General features: G+C 73.7%; 15 protein-coding genes. 6 read left to right on the forward strand and 9 right to left on the reverse strand.

The features are described 5' to 3' along the window. Positions 1 to 79: 79 nt before the first annotated feature. The gene (locus tag AB0J68_RS12025) at positions 80 to 868 is read right to left on the reverse strand and encodes a sporulation protein (RefSeq protein WP_355064060.1); all 789 of its coding nucleotides are present in this window, start codon (positions 866 to 868) and stop codon (positions 80 to 82) included. 232 nt (positions 869 to 1,100) lie between these two features. On the opposite strand from AB0J68_RS12025, the gene sigB reads away from it, so the two are divergent. Both sigB and AB0J68_RS12035 read left to right on the forward strand, forming a co-directional pair. Beyond that, the gene (gene sigB / locus AB0J68_RS12030) at positions 1,101 to 2,117 is read left to right on the forward strand and encodes an RNA polymerase sigma factor SigB (protein WP_355063988.1); all 1,017 of its coding nucleotides are present in this window, start codon (positions 1,101 to 1,103) and stop codon (positions 2,115 to 2,117) included. Between the two features lie 107 nt (positions 2,118 to 2,224). Then, positions 2,225 to 2,632, forward strand: a complete 408-nt coding sequence (locus tag AB0J68_RS12035; protein WP_354861194.1) for a VOC family protein — start codon at positions 2,225 to 2,227, stop codon at positions 2,630 to 2,632. 10 nt (positions 2,633 to 2,642) lie between these two features. Here the strand turns inward: AB0J68_RS12035 and AB0J68_RS12040 are convergent, their stop codons facing one another. Genes AB0J68_RS12040 through AB0J68_RS12050 form a run of 3 tightly spaced genes read right to left on the reverse strand, consistent with a single transcriptional unit; the run spans position 2,643 to position 7,304 of the window. Next, a complete protein-coding gene (locus tag AB0J68_RS12040; protein WP_363938122.1) occupies positions 2,643 to 5,198 on the reverse strand; it encodes a GNAT family N-acetyltransferase in 2,556 nt (851 codons plus the stop codon). Between the two features lie 15 nt (positions 5,199 to 5,213). Next, positions 5,214 to 6,395 (reverse strand): acetoin utilization protein AcuC, encoded by a 1,182-nt coding sequence (locus AB0J68_RS12045; RefSeq protein WP_363938123.1) that lies wholly within the window; start codon positions 6,393 to 6,395, stop codon positions 5,214 to 5,216. A gap of 48 nt (positions 6,396 to 6,443) precedes the next feature. Further along, positions 6,444 to 7,304, reverse strand: a complete 861-nt coding sequence (locus tag AB0J68_RS12050; protein WP_363938125.1) for a sulfurtransferase — start codon at positions 7,302 to 7,304, stop codon at positions 6,444 to 6,446. 100 nt (positions 7,305 to 7,404) lie between these two features. Between AB0J68_RS12050 and AB0J68_RS12055 the strand changes: the two genes are divergently transcribed. Next, on the forward strand, positions 7,405 to 8,094 hold the full coding sequence (locus AB0J68_RS12055) for a metal-dependent transcriptional regulator (RefSeq protein ID WP_358146919.1): 690 nt from the start codon (positions 7,405 to 7,407) through the stop codon (positions 8,092 to 8,094). A 19-nt stretch (positions 8,095 to 8,113) separates the two neighbouring features. Here AB0J68_RS12055 and AB0J68_RS12060 read toward each other — a convergent pair whose 3' ends face one another. Further along, entirely contained in the window at positions 8,114 to 8,662 is a 549-nt protein-coding gene (locus AB0J68_RS12060) for a hypothetical protein (RefSeq protein ID WP_354861202.1), read from the reverse strand. Between the two features lie 98 nt (positions 8,663 to 8,760). After that, entirely contained in the window at positions 8,761 to 9,015 is a 255-nt protein-coding gene (locus tag AB0J68_RS12065; protein ID WP_354861203.1) for a DUF5522 domain-containing protein, read from the reverse strand. Positions 9,016 to 9,160: 145 nt separating this feature from the next. Between AB0J68_RS12065 and AB0J68_RS12070 the strand changes: the two genes are divergently transcribed. Genes AB0J68_RS12070 through AB0J68_RS12080 form a run of 3 tightly spaced genes read left to right on the forward strand, consistent with a single transcriptional unit; the run spans position 9,161 to position 12,280 of the window. Then, on the forward strand, positions 9,161 to 10,447 hold the full coding sequence (locus AB0J68_RS12070; RefSeq protein WP_363938128.1) for an MFS transporter: 1,287 nt from the start codon (positions 9,161 to 9,163) through the stop codon (positions 10,445 to 10,447). A gap of 11 nt (positions 10,448 to 10,458) precedes the next feature. Beyond that, on the forward strand, positions 10,459 to 11,298 hold the full coding sequence (locus AB0J68_RS12075) for an alpha/beta hydrolase (RefSeq protein ID WP_363938130.1): 840 nt from the start codon (positions 10,459 to 10,461) through the stop codon (positions 11,296 to 11,298). Between the two features lie 46 nt (positions 11,299 to 11,344). Beyond that, on the forward strand, positions 11,345 to 12,280 hold the full coding sequence (locus AB0J68_RS12080; protein ID WP_363938132.1) for a MerR family transcriptional regulator: 936 nt from the start codon (positions 11,345 to 11,347) through the stop codon (positions 12,278 to 12,280). Between the two features lie 24 nt (positions 12,281 to 12,304). Here AB0J68_RS12080 and AB0J68_RS12085 read toward each other — a convergent pair whose 3' ends face one another. From AB0J68_RS12085 to AB0J68_RS12095, 3 genes are all read right to left on the reverse strand, one after another. Then, positions 12,305 to 13,240 carry a DUF2332 domain-containing protein gene (locus tag AB0J68_RS12085; RefSeq protein WP_363938134.1) on the reverse strand — a complete coding sequence of 312 codons (936 nt, stop codon included), beginning with the start codon at positions 13,238 to 13,240 and terminating at the stop codon, positions 12,305 to 12,307. A gap of 85 nt (positions 13,241 to 13,325) precedes the next feature. Next, positions 13,326 to 14,291, reverse strand: a complete 966-nt coding sequence (locus tag AB0J68_RS12090; protein ID WP_363938136.1) for a CU044_5270 family protein — start codon at positions 14,289 to 14,291, stop codon at positions 13,326 to 13,328. A gap of 18 nt (positions 14,292 to 14,309) precedes the next feature. After that, entirely contained in the window at positions 14,310 to 14,879 is a 570-nt protein-coding gene (locus tag AB0J68_RS12095) for a sigma-70 family RNA polymerase sigma factor (protein ID WP_354861215.1), read from the reverse strand. Positions 14,880 to 15,150: the final 271 nt, after the last annotated feature.

A 15,150-nucleotide genomic window follows, 5' to 3' on the forward strand; every position in this document is an offset into this window, starting at 1 on the left:
TTCCCGGTGATCAAGAGGTTTGCGTCAGAATCCGGCCCCAAGGTGACGCAAAGCTCTTGATCACCGGGGCAGCCGGGGGTCAGGAGAAGAGGCCTCGGCGGGACAGGGACTGGCGGAGCCAGGTGTCCAGTTCGGCGGTCCAGTCGGTGTTGTCGGCGGTGGCGTGCTCGACCGTGAACCGGCCGAAGGCGTCCCGCCCCTCGGTGAAGACGCCGCCGCGTTTGTCGACCTCCAGCACCACCTGCATCTGTCGCGCGTCGGCGATGAAGGTGACCTCCAACTGGTTGATCGAGCGGGCGTACTGCGGTGCCGGGCTGAACTCGATCTCCTGGTAGAAGGGCAACGTCTGCCGTACGCCGTAGAGGTGTCCACGCTCCACATCGGCGCGCGCGAACCGGAAGCCCAGCCGCAGCAGCGCCTCCAGCAGCCGCTCCTGGGCGGGCAGCGGGTGCACCGACACGGCGTCCAGGTCACCCGTGTCGACGGCGCGGGCGACCTCCAGCTCGGTCCGCAGCCCCATCGTCATGCCGTGCAGGTGCTGCCCGTACAGCTCGGTGACGGGTGTCTCCCAGGGCACGTCGAAGCGGAACGGGAGATCGTGGCGCTGCCCCGGCTCCAGCCGGAACGCACCGGTGACCCGCTGGCGGTGGAACTCCTGGGTGGTGTCGTAGTCGTTGCCGCCGCTCTCCACCTCGACCCGGGTGACCAGGCCGAGCGTGACGTCGTCGATGTCGACCTGATGGTCGCCGCCGAGCACCTGGACGTGGCCCTCCAACTGCCCGCCGGGGCGGCAGTTCGGGTTGGCGAGCACCGTCTCGACCGAGGGGCCGCCGACCCCCATCGCCTTCATGAGCCGCTTGAAGACCACACCGTCCTCCATCGTCGGACCACGCCGACCCGGGGCGGCCGACCGTCCGCAACGTAGCCGGGCCGGGCACGCAACCGCCGGGATGACACACCGCGGCAACGATCCGGCCGGATTCCTGTCGGGTGCCCGATCGCCTCACTCCCGTTTCACGCTCTGCCCGCCAAGCTGTGTGTCACACCGGCACCACTGGGCCGGAGACACGGCACAGACGTGGACACGGGGAGAGACAGAGATGGTCCTGCAGATGACGGAACACCGGACGCGCCCGGCCACCAGCACCGAGACCAACGGGGCCGCCGAGGCCCTCACCGACCTGGACGCCACCGACGAGCGCGGCATCTCCACCGACCTGGTCCGGGCGTACCTGAACGGGATCGGCCGGACGAAGCTGCTGACCGCGGCGCAGGAGGTCGACCTGGCCCGGCGGATCGAGGCCGGCCTGTTCGCCGACGAGAAGCTCGCCACCTGCACCCCGGTCTCCGAGGAGCTGCGGGCCGACCTGGAGCTGATCGTCGCCGAGGGCCGCGCCGCCAAGGACCACCTGCTGGAGGCGAACCTGCGGCTGGTGGTCAGCATCGCCAAGCGCTACACCGGACGCGGGATGGCCTTCCTCGACCTGATCCAGGAGGGCAACCTCGGCCTCATCCGGGCGGTGGAGAAGTTCGACTACGCCAAGGGTTACAAGTTCTCCACGTACGCCACCTGGTGGATCCGGCAGGCGATCACCCGTGCCATGGCCGACCAGGCCCGCACCATCCGCATTCCCGTGCACATGGTCGAGCAGGTCAACCGGATGGTCCGGGCCCGCCGGGAACTGGCGGTGACGCTGGGTCGCGAGCCAGGAGTCGCCGAGGTCGCCCGGGCCCTGGACATCCCCGAGTTCCAGGTCATCGAGCTGATCTCGTACGACCGCGAGCCGGTCAGCCTGGACCAGGCCGTCGGCGACGACGGCGAGAGCGCGCTCGGTGACTTCGTGGCCTCGGTGGACCCGCGCACCGACCCGGGCGAGGGTGCCGCGCAGGGCGAACTGCGCAACGAGGTGAGCATCGTGCTGGCCACGCTGTCGCAGCGGGAGCAGGCGGTCATCCGGCTCCGGTTCGGGCTGGACGACGGCCGGCAGCGCACCCTGGACGAGGTCGGCCGCGAGTTCGGCCTGTCCCGCGAGCGCATCCGGCAGATCGAGAAGGTGACGTTGCTGAAGCTGCGCGCTCCGGAGCGGGCGCAGCGCCTGGAGGCGTACGCCTGCTGACGCACCGGATGAGCAGGGAAGGTCCCGGCGGTTCGCCGGGACCTTTCCTGCTGTCGGGGTGCTTGACTGTGGCGCCGACCGGCTCCGCGACGAGCGAGGAGAGTGCCATGAACTGGACGTTGGAAGTGGTGATCGTGCCGGTCTCCGATCTGGACCGGGCGAAGACGTTCTACGCCGACCAGCTCGGCTTCGCCGTCGACCACGACACGGTGATCAGCGACGACGCCCGCATCGTGCAGTTGACCCCGCCCGGCTCGGGCTGCTCGATCGTGATCGGCAAGGGCGTCGTCCCGGAGATGCCGCCGGGTTCGCTCAAGGGCCTGCAACTGGTGGTGCCCGACCTGAAGCGGGCCCACGCGGAGCTGGTCGCCCGTGGCGTGGAGGTCAGCGACATCCAGGTGGTGGGCCAGAACCCGAGCCCGGTGCCGGACCCGCTGGACAACGTCGGCTTCATCTTCTTCGCCGACCCGGACGGCAACACCTGGGGCGTCCAGCAGATCTCCAGCCGCGCCTGAGCGGCCGCGGTCAGAGGCGCCGGGGGCCGGTGTCCGGGCGGGCGGCCACCCCGCCCACCCGCACCTGGGCGTGCAGGACCGAGATGCCGTCCGGGCGGGCGAGCACCGGGTTGAGGGTCACCGAGCGCACGCGGGGCTGCTCGTCGGCCAGCTGACCGACCCGCAGCAGCAGATCGGCCAGCGCCGCCCGGTCCACCGGCGCGGCGCCCCGGTGCCCCCGCAACAGCGGTGCCGCCCGGGGTTCGTCGACCAGCTCGGCGGCGTCGGTGTGGGTCAGCGGCACCGCCCGCCAGGCCCGATCGCCCAGCAGCTCGGTGGCGACCCCGCCGAGGCCGAAGCCGACCACCGGCCCGAACGCCGGATCTTCCACCAGCTCCACCACGCAGGCCACACCGGGCGGGACCATCGGCTGCACCAGCACGTCCGCGCCGAAGCCGGCGGCCATGTCGGCGTACGCGCGGCGGACGCTCGCCTCGTCGGGCAGATCGAGGCGGACCGCGCCCAGGTCGAGCCGGTGTCGCAGCCCCGCGGCCGCGGCCTTGAGCGCCACCGGGTAACCCACCCGCGCCGCCGCGTCGACCGCCGCGTCGACCGAGTCCACGGGCACCGACGCGACGGTCTCGATGCCGTACGCGGCCAGCAGCGCCTCCGCGTCGGTGCCGTCGGCGCGCAGCGCGGCCGCCGCGGCGTCCCGGTCGATCCCGGGCAGCTCGGGCGCGACCCCGGGTGGGCGGCGCAGCCATTCGGCGTACCGGTGTACCCGGGCGAGCGCCCGGACGGCCTCCTCCACGCCGGCGTACGCCGGCACCCCGGCCGGCAATCGACCGACCAGGAACGTCGCCACGGTCGGCTTGCCCAGGGCGAGGGCGGCCGGCAGCGCGGCGGTGACATCGGCGTCCACCTCGGTGCGTTGGCCGGGCAGGGGCGGGGCGAAGACCACGACGAGCGCGTCCACCCGGTCGTCGGCGGCCGTCTCGGCGAGGGCGGCGGCGAACTCGTCGGCGCCGGCGCTCGGCGCGACGTCGCGCGGGTAACCCTCGGCGACGGTCAGGCCCTGCCCGACACAGGCCGTGGCGGCCAGGCCGGTCAGCGCCGACGAGTTGCCGACCACGCCGACCCGGCCGCCGGCCGGCAGCGGCTGGTTGGCCAGCAACACCCCCACGTCGAGCAGCTCCGGCACGGTGTCCACCCGGATCACCCCGGACTGGGCGAACAGCGCGGCCACCGCAACCTCGTCCGGGCCGGCGGTATCGCCCACACCGGCCGGGCGGGCCGGCGAGGCAAGCGCCACGACCGGTTTCGCCCGGCCGATCCGCCGGGCCAGCCGGGCGAACTTGCGCGGATTGCCGAACGTCTCCAGATACAACATGATCACGTCGGTGCCCGGGTCGTCCTGCCAGTACTGCAGCAGGTCGTTGCCCGACACGTCGGCCCGGTTGCCGGCCGACACGAAGCTGGACAGCCCGAGGCCACGCCGGTCCGCCTCGGCGAGCAGCGCCACCCCGAACGCGCCGGACTGGCTGAAGATGCCGACCCGACCGGCCGGCGGCAGCGCCGGGGCGAGGGTGGCGTTGAGGCGTACCGCCGGGTCGGTGTTGGCCACGCCCAGGCAGTTCGGGCCCACCACGCGCATCCCGGCGGCGTGCGCCGCGCGGACCAGCGCACGTTGCCTGGCCGCGCCCTCCGGGCCGGCCTCGGCGAAGCCGGCCGAGATCACGACCAGGCCGTGCACCCCGGCGGCGGCCGCGTCCGCGACCACCGCGGTCGCCGCCTCCGGCGGGACCGCCACCACCGCCAGGTCCACCGCGACCCCGGCGTCGACCGCCGAGGGGTACGCGGGCAGCCCCGCCACCGTCGACGCGCTCGGGTGCACCGGCACCACCGCGCCGGTGAACCCGCCGTCGCGCAGGTGCCCGAGCACGGCCGCGCCGACGCCCTGGCCGGTGGCGCTCGCGCCGTAGACGGCGATGCCTCGCGGGGCGAGCAGCCGGGCGATCGAGCGGGCCTCGGTGCGGTGCTCCCGGCCGCGCTGCACCTCCAGGGTCGCCTCCGTCGGGGCGATCGGGAAGCTCAGGTGCACCACCCCGTCGGCGTACGCGCGCTGCACCTGGTAGCCGAAGTCGGAGAAGACCCGCAGCATCGTCCCGTTGGCCGGCAGCACCTCGGCGACGAAGCTCAGGATGCCGTTGCGCCGCGCGGCGTCGGCCAGGTGCTCCATCAGCACCGGGCCGATGCCCCGGCCCTGGAAGGCGTCCTCGACCACGAAGGCGACCTCCGCCTCCGGCGCCTGCGGGCCGAGCCGCTCGTACCGGCCGACGGCGACGAGCCGGTCCCCGGCCAGCACCACGAACGCCTCCCGGTCGTGGTGGTCGACCGTGACGAACCGGATCAGATCCCGTTCCGGGATGCGCGGGTACGGCGAGAAGTAGCGCAGGTAGCGGGTGCGCTCGGAGAACCGGCTGTGCATCGCCACGATCGCCGGCGCGTCGTCCGGCCTGATCGGTCGCAACTGGACGGTGCTGCCGTCGCTGAGCAGCACGTCCACCGGCTGGTCCACGGTCGTCACAGGAAACGGCCCGGCTCAGTCCCGCGGGTCGTACGGGTCGAGCCCGAGCAGCGGGAAGACGGTCTTGCGAGTCGCCGCGATCGCCCGGTCCACCGCGTTCGGCTCGCCCGTCGGCTGCCACGGCTCGTACGACGGGTCCGCGTCGTCGGTCATCCGCAGCGGAATCTCCCGGCCCGGCCGACGGGCCGCGGCCAGCTCACGCCAGCCCGGCGGGGTGAGCGTCGCCGGGTCGATCGGGTCACCGGTCGCCACGGCCAACAGGTGGCTCCAGGCTCGGGGCACGACCTCGACCAGCGCGTACCCGCCGCCGCCGGTGGCCACCCAGCGGCCCTCGCACAGCTCGTCGGCGAGCGCCCGCAACGCCAGGTAGGTCGCGCGCTGCCCGTCCACCGTCAGGTTCAGGTCGGCCAGCGGATCCAGTCGGTGCCCGTCCGCGCCGCACTGGCTCACCAGCACCTGCGGCCGGAACGCGCGCAGCACCGACGGCACGATCGCGTGGAACGCCCGCTGCCAGCCGGTGTCGTCGACGCCGGGCGGCAGCGGCATGTTCACCGCGCTGCCCTGCGCGCCCGGCCCGCCGGTCTCGTCCGGGAAGCCGGTGCCCGGAAAGAGCGCGAGCGGCGTCTCGTGCAGGCTGACCGTGAGCACCCGGGGGTCGTCCCAGAAGATCTGCTGCACCCCGTCGCCGTGGTGCACGTCCACGTCGACGTACGCGATGCGCTCGGCGCCCAGATCCAGCAGGCGGGCGATGGCCACCGCCGGGTCGTTGTAGACGCAGAAGCCGGACGCGCGGGCGGGCATCGCGTGGTGCAGCCCACCGGCCACGTTCACGGCCCGGCGGGCGTCACCGCGCCAGACCGCCTCGGCCGCGGCCACGGTCGCGCCGGCGATCAACGCGCTGGACTCGTGCATCCCCTCGAAGACCGGATTGTCGGAGGTGCCCAGCCCGTACCCGGCGAACAGCGGGTCACGCGGCGCGGCCCGCACCGCGGCCAGGTAGGCCGGGTGGTGCACGCGGGTGAGCAGGGAGTCGTCGGCGGGCTCCGGCTTGACCACGCGCACCCCGGGACGATCCAGGATGCCCAGCTCCCGGGCGAGCGCGACGGTCAGCTCCACCCGGACCGGGTCGAGCGGATGGTCACCCATGTCGTAGGCGAGCAGCGAGGGGTCCCACACCACTACCGTGTCGTCGGACATGAGCTCATCGTCGCACGGGGACCGTCGTCGGCCCACCGCACGCGCTGGTCAGCGGCCGGGTGTCGGCCCGGAGGCGACCGGCCGGGCGGGGTCGGCGACCCAGTTGCTCCACGAACCCACGTAGAGCGCGGCGTCCGTGCGGCCGGCCAGGTGCAGCGCGAGGACCGCCTGCGCGGCGGTCACCCCGGAGCCGCAGTACGCCCCGACCGCCCGCGCCCCGGTCGCGCCGACCGCGGCGAACCGCTCGCGCAGCACGTCGGCGGCCGGGAAGCGGCCGTCTGCGCCCACATACTCGCCGGCGGGCAGGTTGGCCGCGCCGGGCACGTGACCGGCGACCGGGTCGATCGGCTCGACCTCGCCGGCGTAGCGGGGCGCCGCGCGCACGTCGAGCAGCACGGCGTCGTCGGCGGCAGCCAGCGCGGCGGCCTGCCCGGCATCCAGCACCGGAAGATCACCGGGGCGCACCTCGACGTCGCCGCCGGCCGGGGCGGGCGCGGTGGTGGAGACCCGTCGTCCGGCGGCGACCCAGGCCGGGAAGCCACCGTGCAGCAGGCGCACCGGCCGGTGCCCGGCCCAGCGCAACGTCCACCAGGCGCGCGCGGCGGCCAGGCCGTCACCGCCGTCGTACACCACCACGGGGTGACCGGCGCGGACGCCGGCGGCCCGCAGCGCGGCCTGTAGCGCGCCCGGATCGGGCAGCGGGTGCCGGCCGCCGACCCCGGGCGGCCCACACAGCGCGGTGTCCAGGTCGACGAAGACCGCGCCGGGCAGGTGACCGGCCAGGTAGTCGTCGTGGCCGGGCGGGCCGGTGAGCCGCCAGCGGACGTCGAGGAGGGTGGGCGGGTCGGCGTGGTCGAGTTCGACGGCGAGCTGATCGACCTCGACAAGCAACTCCTCGGTACCGGACATGGCGACCATCCAACACCATCCGGGTCGGCACCACGCGGTTCGGCGGCGGTCGCCGGCCACGCAGCGGGGTAGCATCGTGCACCGGAGGGCCGCTGACGTTATGAAGTCTCACGACCTGGTCGACACGACCGAGATGTACCTGCGCACCATCCTCGAGTTGGAGGAGGAGGGGGTGCCGCCCCTGCGCGCCCGGATTGCCGAACGGCTGCAGCAGAGCGGCCCCACCGTGAGCCAGACCGTCGCCCGGATGGAGCGCGACGGCCTCCTCACCGTCGAGGGCGACCGGCACCTGACGCTCACCGCGCTCGGTCGGGGCAGCGCCGTCTCCGTGATGCGCAAGCACCGCCTCGCCGAGCTGCTGCTGGTCAACGTCATCGGGATGCCCTACGAGGAGGCCCACGAGGAGGCCTGCCGTTGGGAGCACGTGATGAGCGACGCGGTGGAGAAGCGGGTGTACGACCTGCTCAACCGGCCGACCCGCTCCCCGTACGGCAACCCGATCCCGGGCCTTCAGGAGCTGGGCTCGGCCGAGGCGGAGACCACCGAGGCCGCCGAGGGCGAGCGCAACCTGGCCTTCCCCGGCCTCTCCGGGCCGGTCGTGGTGCGGCGGATCTGCGAGAGCGTGCAGAAGGACGCCGACGTGCTGCGCCAGCTGCACGCCGCCGGGGTGGACCCGGGCGCCACGGTGACGGTGGCCCAGGAACGCGACGGGGTGTCGATCGACCGCTCCGGCGACCGGGTGCGGCTGCCTCGCGAGGTCGCCTCCCGGGTCTTCGTCGCCGCCAACTGACCGGCCGCCCACCCGGGCGTCACAGCGCCCGGGTGTCCACCTTCTTGGCCAGCCCGACCAGGTCTCCGGCCAGCTTGTCGGCGGCCGCGCGGTCGGCGGCACGGGCGCCCGTCCAGGTCAGCGTGGCCAGGCGCCCGTCGGTGCCCAGCCAGCCGACCTCGGCGACCGGGCCGTGCCCGCCGGTCGCGGCGGTGGTACGCCGGTACGCCTGCTGACCCAGCCCGGTCACCTTCGCCGCCTTGTCGGGCATCACGTCCGCGCCGAAGGTCGTCTTGTCGATGGTGGTCTCGGACACACTGAGCATCAGCTCCGGCAGCGCCGCGCGCTCGGCCCGGACCACGCACGTGTGCGTGTCACCCCGCTCGCTGGCCGCCGCCACGTCGAAGCGCACCTTGACGAGCTGCTCGATCACCGCGAAGTCCAACAGCCGGCAGGCACCCCCTGAGGAGGCCGCCGACACGTCCAGGGCGACCGGCGCCTGCGGCGGCACCGCCACCGGCTCGGCCTCGGCGGCACAGCCGCTCAGCAGCAGGCCCGCCAGCCCGGCGACCACGATCCGCCCGCGCACGCTCCACCCTCTCGCCGATCGACGGCGGAAGGGCCCCGCCGGATGTCCGTCGGACACCGTACGGGGTGTGCGGGTCGGGCGGAAGTCCTCGTGCACGCCTATTCCGACGGTGGATCGTCCACGTACGGGCAGTGCCGGCAGCCCCGGCCGCAGCACGTGCCGCGGCGGGCGAGGAAGCCGGCGCTGAGCACGAAGAGCCCCGTCGCCGGGTCGGGGTAACCGGCTTCGCCGGCGGCCAGCGCAGCGGCGTGCGCGGCGAGGATCCGGGCCCGCTCGGGGTGCTCGGACGGCAGCCGGGACGGGTGCGGCTCGGCGAGCGGTCGATCCGCCAGGGGTCGTCGCTCTCCGCTCACCCGCAGCAGTCTAGGGAGGACCCGTCGGCGGTGGCCCAGCCGTGCCGGGCGGGCGGAATTGCGGTGCCGGGTGGGGTGGCGCCTCGGTAGAGTCCGCGGGCCGCCGGCCGGCGGCGCCTACCCGCACGGACAGGCAGCGGCGACGGTGAGTCAGCAGGTGCAGCGGTCCCCGGCTGTCGAGGCGGTCGAGGCGGGGGCGACCCCGTCGCTGTGGCGCAGCCGGAACTTCCTGCTGCTCTGGGGCGGTCAGACGGTCAGCGAGCTGGGCACGCGGATCGCCAATGTCGCAGTGCCGCTGCTCGCCGCCGACACCCTGCACGCCAGCGTGTTCCAGGTCTCCCTGCTGACCGTCCTGGCCTGGCTGCCGTACCTGCTGTTCTCGCTGCCGGCGGGCATCGTCGCCGGCCGGCTCGACCAGCGGCGGCTGATGATCGCGTGCGACCTGGGTCGGGCCGCGCTCCTGCTGTCCCTGCCGGTGGCCGCGCTGGTCGGCCACCTCACCCTGCCCTTCCTGTACGCGGTGGTCGGGCTCGGTGGCGTGCTCACCGTGCTGTTCACCGTGGCGTACAAGACTCTGCTGCCCCGGCTGGTGCCGGCGGACCTGCTGGTGGACGGCAACGCCAAGCTGACCATCAGCCAGGACGCCGCCGAACTGGTCGGCCCGACGGTCAGCGGCGCGTTGATCGGGCTGGTCGGCGCCGCCCGCACCTTCCTGGCCAACGGGTTCGCCTTCCTGGTCAGCGCGCTGACGCTGATCCTGATCCGGCAGCCACCGGTACGCCGCGAGCCGGCTCCCCGCGTACCCCTGCGGGTGGAGTTGACCGACGGGCTCGGCTTCATCCGGCGGCAGCCGATCCTGGTCAGCATCCTGGCCTGTACGACGTGGTCGAACTTCTGGGTGATGGCGTCCGCCTCGATCGAGGTGACCTTCCTGGTGCGGGAGCTGCACGCCGCGCCGGTGCAGGTGGGTCTGGTCTTCTCGGTCAGCGCCGTCGGCGGGCTGGTGGTGGGGGTGCTGGCCGCCCGGCTGTCGGCCTGGCTCGGCTCGGCCCGGGTGATCTGGGTGGCGATGACCGCGCCGGGCCCGTTCTATCTGCTGATGCCGTTGGCCCGACCCGGCTGGGGACTGCTGCTCTACGGTGTCGGACTGGCCGCGTTCTCGGCCAACGCGGTGCTGTTCAACGTGGCATCGATGTCGTACCGGCAGCGGATCACCCCGCCGGCGATCCTCGGCCGGGTCAACGCCGCGTTCCTCTGGATCTGCTTCGGGGTGATCCCGCTGGGCGCGCTGACCGGCGGCGCGCTCGGCACCACGCTGGGGCTGCGCGGCGCGCTCTGGGTCTGCGTGCTGGGCACCTGGGCGGCGTGCCTGTTCGTGGTCTGCTCGCCGCTGCGCCGGATGCGGGACACGCCGCCGGACGTCGGCGTCTGAGAGGGTGGGGCATGCCCACCTTCGCCGCCTGGGACGGCACCACGCTCGCGTATCGGAGTCTCGGCGGGGGCGACCCGCTGATCTGCCTGCCGGGCGGGCCGATGCGCGACTCGGCGTACCTCGGTGACCTGGGCGGCCTGTCCTCGCATCGGAGCCTGGTTCGGCTGGACCTGCGCGGCACCGGCCGGTCGGCGGTGCCGTCGGACGCCTCCTCGTACCGGTGCGACCGCCTGGTCGCCGACGTCGAGGCGCTACGCGTGCACCTGGGGCTCGCCCGGCTGGACCTGCTCGGGCACTCCGCCGGCGCGAACGTGGCGCTGCAGTACGCGGCCCGACACCCCGACCGCGTGGGCCGGCTCGCGCTGATCACGCCGAGCACCCGGGCCGTGGGGCTGGAGGCGACCGCACCCCTGCGCCAGGAGGTCACCCGGGCCCGCGCCGGTGAGCGGTGGTACCCGGAGGCCGCCTCGGCGCTGGAGTCCATGGTGACCGGACGGGCCACCGGCGACGCCTGGCAGGCGATCGCGCCGTTCTTCTACGGCCGGTGGGACACGGCGGCCCGCGCGCACCAGGCGGTCGAGGCCGCCCAGCGCAACCAGGAGGCCGCCCGGATGTTCGGCGCCGACGGCGCTTTCGACCCGCCGGCCACCCGCGCCGCGCTCGCCGCCCACCCACGCCCGGTGCTGCTGCTCGCCGGTGAGCTGGATCTCGGTGCCCCGCCGGGCCTGGTTGCCCAGCTCGCGGAGCTGATGCCCGGCGCCGAGCTGGTCGTACAGCCCGGCGCGGGGCACTACCCGTGGCTGGACGACGCCGACCGGTTCACCGCCACCGTCTCGGCGTTCCTGCGCTGATGCGGTGGCTTGAGTCTCCACCGGGGGGAGACGCGAGGGTGGGGGCATGAGCGGTGACGAGCGGTACACGATCGGCGACCTGGCCCGACGCACCGGGCTGAGCGTCAAGACCATCCGGTACTACGCCGACAGCGGGATCGTGCCGCCGACCGACCGGAGCCCGGCCGGCTACCGCCAGTACGGCCCGGAGGCCGTCGCGCGACTGGAACTGGTCCGGACGCTGCGCGACCTGGGCGTCGAACTGGCCTCCATCCGTCGGGTGGTGGACCGCGAGGTGCCCCTGCACGAGGTGGCCGCCGCGCACGCCGAGGCGCTGGCGGTGCAGATCCGGGTGCTGCGGCTGCGCCAGGCCGTGCTGACCGTCGCGGCGAGGCGGGAGGCGGGCCCGTCCGAGGTGGACGACCTGCACCGGTTGGCCCAGCTCACCGCCCACGAACGGGGGCAACTGGTGGACGACTTCCTGGACAGCGTCTTCACCGGCGACCCGCCGACGTACCCGGGCGTGCTCGTCTCGATGACGCCGGACCTGCCCGACGACCCCACCGCCGAGCAGGTGCAGGCGTGGGTGGAGTTGGCCGACCTGTGCCGGGACCCTGCCTTCCGGGCGAGCATGCGGCGGCTCGCTCGCCAGCACGCCGCCGACAACGACGTGCCCGGGCTGCCCCGCCCGGACGCCGTCGCCATGGTCCGGGACGGGGTGGCCAACGCCCTGGCCGCCGGTCTCGATCCGGCCGGACCCGAGGCCGGGCCGGTGGTCGCGGCGGTCACCGACCGGTACGCCCGCCTGCACGGCCTCCCCGACGACGCCGACCTGCGCCAGCGGTTGCTCGACCGCCTGGTGCTGGCCAATGACCCTCACCGGGACCGTTACCTCGACCTGCTGTCGGTGATCAACGGCTGGTCGGGCGGGGGTGCGGTCGCTCCGGCCGTTGACTGGTTCATCCGTGCCCTGCGCGCCCGGACGCCAGCGCCAAACCGCTGAACCGGCCGGGTCGGCGTCGGAACGTCAGGCGAACCAGGTCAGCGCCTGGCCGTGCCCCCGGGCCCAGGCCAGCGGCTTGCCGTCCAGCGTGAGGACGTTGTGCAGCGCCGCGTCCGGCGAGTCGGGCAGCCCGTCGTAGGGCAGCACCTCCGGGGCCTCGTTGGCGATCCAGTGCCCCGGCAGCTCACGCACCAGCCGGACGAACGCCTCCCGACGAGCGACGGGCACCTGGTAGAGCACCGAGGTGTGGAAGATGACAAGCGTCGCGCCGGCCGGCGCCCGCGTGGCCAGCGCCGGCAGGTCTTCCACCAGGTCGCCGCGGATCAGCAGTGGCGGATCGGCCGCAGCGACCGCCGCGGCGGCGCGCAGGCGGGCCCGCCGGTGCGCGTGCTCCGGCCAGATCAGGGCGTCCAACCACGACACCGCGTCCGCGTCGGTCACGTCGAGCGGGTTCAGGTCCAGGCCGGCCCGCCACACCACCTGGGGTACGCGCTCAGGCGGCACCAACCCGCTGGCCGCGCACTCCAGGACCGGCTCGCCGGACCCGATCCGGTGCTCCCCGTACCGGTAGGCGTACCGGTCGGGGTAGAGGCAGAGCCCGGCGGAAGCGCCGACCTCCAGCAGGGCCAGGGGCTGCGGCAGCGCGGCGAGCACCGGCAGCAGGACCGCGCATCGGCCGGCCTCGTTCGTCTGGGTGGCGCGCGCACGCATCTGCGCCTCGATCGCCGGCCAGTGGGTGAGCGTGTAGTCGTGGAACGCGCCCGGGTCGTCGACCGGGCCACCGAGCCAGCGGACCACGCCGAACAGCAGGTTGGGCTGTCGCTTGGCTGGCGGAAGCGCGTCGAGGAGAGCGAGCAGGTCGTCGTCGTGGGCGACGGCGTCGGACAGTCGCTCGTACGTCGGTGAGACCCCGTGCGCCTCGCGGCGCGCGAACTCGACGTACGCCTCTGCGGTTGTCATGCCCTCATCGTCGCAGCCCATTCCTCGGTGGGTCAGCCCCCGTGCCTGTGCGCTGACCCACCGGCCTTCTCGAGCCCGGCACCGCTCAGGGCAGCTGGCCCGGTCGGTCGACGATGGCGATGCGCAGTAGCGCGACAGCGTTGTACAGGGATTCCTTGCCGTCACGCACCACGGAGTTGCGGGTGCCGAGGTAGACGTGGGAGTCCCGATCGAAGATGAGGTCCAGGTTTCCACCGATCACCCCGGGCATCCGAATCGCCACCCCATGGCGGCCGGCGGCGTCCACCACGTCACCCGAGATGACGACCGCTCCGGGTTGCCGTGCCAGCAGTTCGAACAGCGCCGCGAGCGCTCGGGGTGGCACGTATCCGTCGAGCATCGACCACGCGGTGGTGTACGCCATGCTCTCGTCCCCGTAGACGGCCTCCTCATCGGCGCCTTCGGGTAGATGCAGGTCGACCGGGTGCGCCCGAAGGTAGCGCAGCAGCTCGTCCAGATCGGTGGGTAGGTCGCCGTGGTACGCGGGCGGCTGGAACGCATCGAGCTCCTTGTCGGGATCGGCGGGATCATCGATGCGGAGCACCTTCAGTTGGCTCCACCCGTTCGGATCGGTCTCCGGTCGATAGCGTGCCTGCGTGTGGGCGACGCCACCGGCCGACTGCCACAGTTGGTTCCGAATCGTCCGGTACGGACCGCTGTTCGGCAGCTCCCGTATCGTCGCCAGGGACTCCGTGAAGACGTACTGGTCGGGGCGGGCGGTGAGCTCCGGCTGCTGCCGGGCGACGTCGGCCGCCAGGTGGAAGACCTCCGACGCGGTGGCCGTGGGCGGCGACTGATCGCCCATCTTCATGGTCTGGACCGCCAGCGCACCGGCGGTCAGCGTCACCGCCATCCCGACCGCTCCGGCGAGACGCCAACCGCGCAGGAACGGGGTACGGCGCCCGGCCGGACGGCCCGCCGACGCCAGCTCGGCCCGTTGGGCAACGTGTGCGCTCAGGTCCCTGAGAAGCTGCTCCTCGAAACCCTGCGGCGACCATTCAGTCGTGTTCATCGTCAGCTCCGTCTCATCTCAGGCGAGGGTGGCGGCCGGGTGGGCGAGCACGGCGCGGACGACGCGACGGGCACGATGCAGGCGGACCCGAGCGGCGACCGGCGACATCCCGAGCACGGTCGCCGCCTCGGCGACGGTGAGGCCGTCCACGGCGACGAGTTCGACAAGCGTGCGGGTGCCCTCGGGTAGCTCGCTCAATGCTCGATAGGTGCGGCGGGCCGCCGACTCGGCGTCGATCCGCTCCTCGATGCGGGCGATGTCATCGGGGCCCAGGTCCCGTCGTCCCGCCAGTCGGCCCGTCACCCGCAGCCGTTGGGCCGCCCGACGTCGCTCGTCGCCGATGACGTTGCGGGCCACCCCGAACAGCCAGCCGATCTGGCTGCCCCGGTCCGGCCGGTAGCCGGCCGCCGATTCGATCACCGCCAGGAACACGTCGGCGGTCAGGTCGGCAGCGAGGTGTGGGTCGTCGACCCGCCGCGCCACGAACCGACCCACCGCCTCCAGGTGCCGCCGGTAGAAGGCCGCGAAGGCCACCGGATCGGCCCCGATGCCGGAGATGTCACCCTCCGCTCCGCCAGGCTCATTCACAGGCCGCCCTCTCTCGTAGCCGCTACACCCCTTCTTCGTCAGACGGAGCGCGGGTGTTACCGAGCCATCCGGCACGTAGGTCGAGGCAGCTCATCGTCAGTTGATCCGGGGGCCTCCCTTCGCCGCCGGGAGATCTCCTCCAGCTGCGGGACGTGGGTACAGACGTGTCCGCCAGTGCCATGGTCGGCGTGACTCACCAGGATTGCTGAACGAGTCAGCCGGCGGACCTACCCGAGCAGCGCCGCCGCCGCGGCCAGGGTGCCCAGCGACA

This window comes from Micromonospora sp. NPDC049580, assembly GCF_040675595.1.
Classification (GTDB): Bacteria; Actinomycetota; Actinomycetes; order Mycobacteriales; family Micromonosporaceae; genus Micromonospora.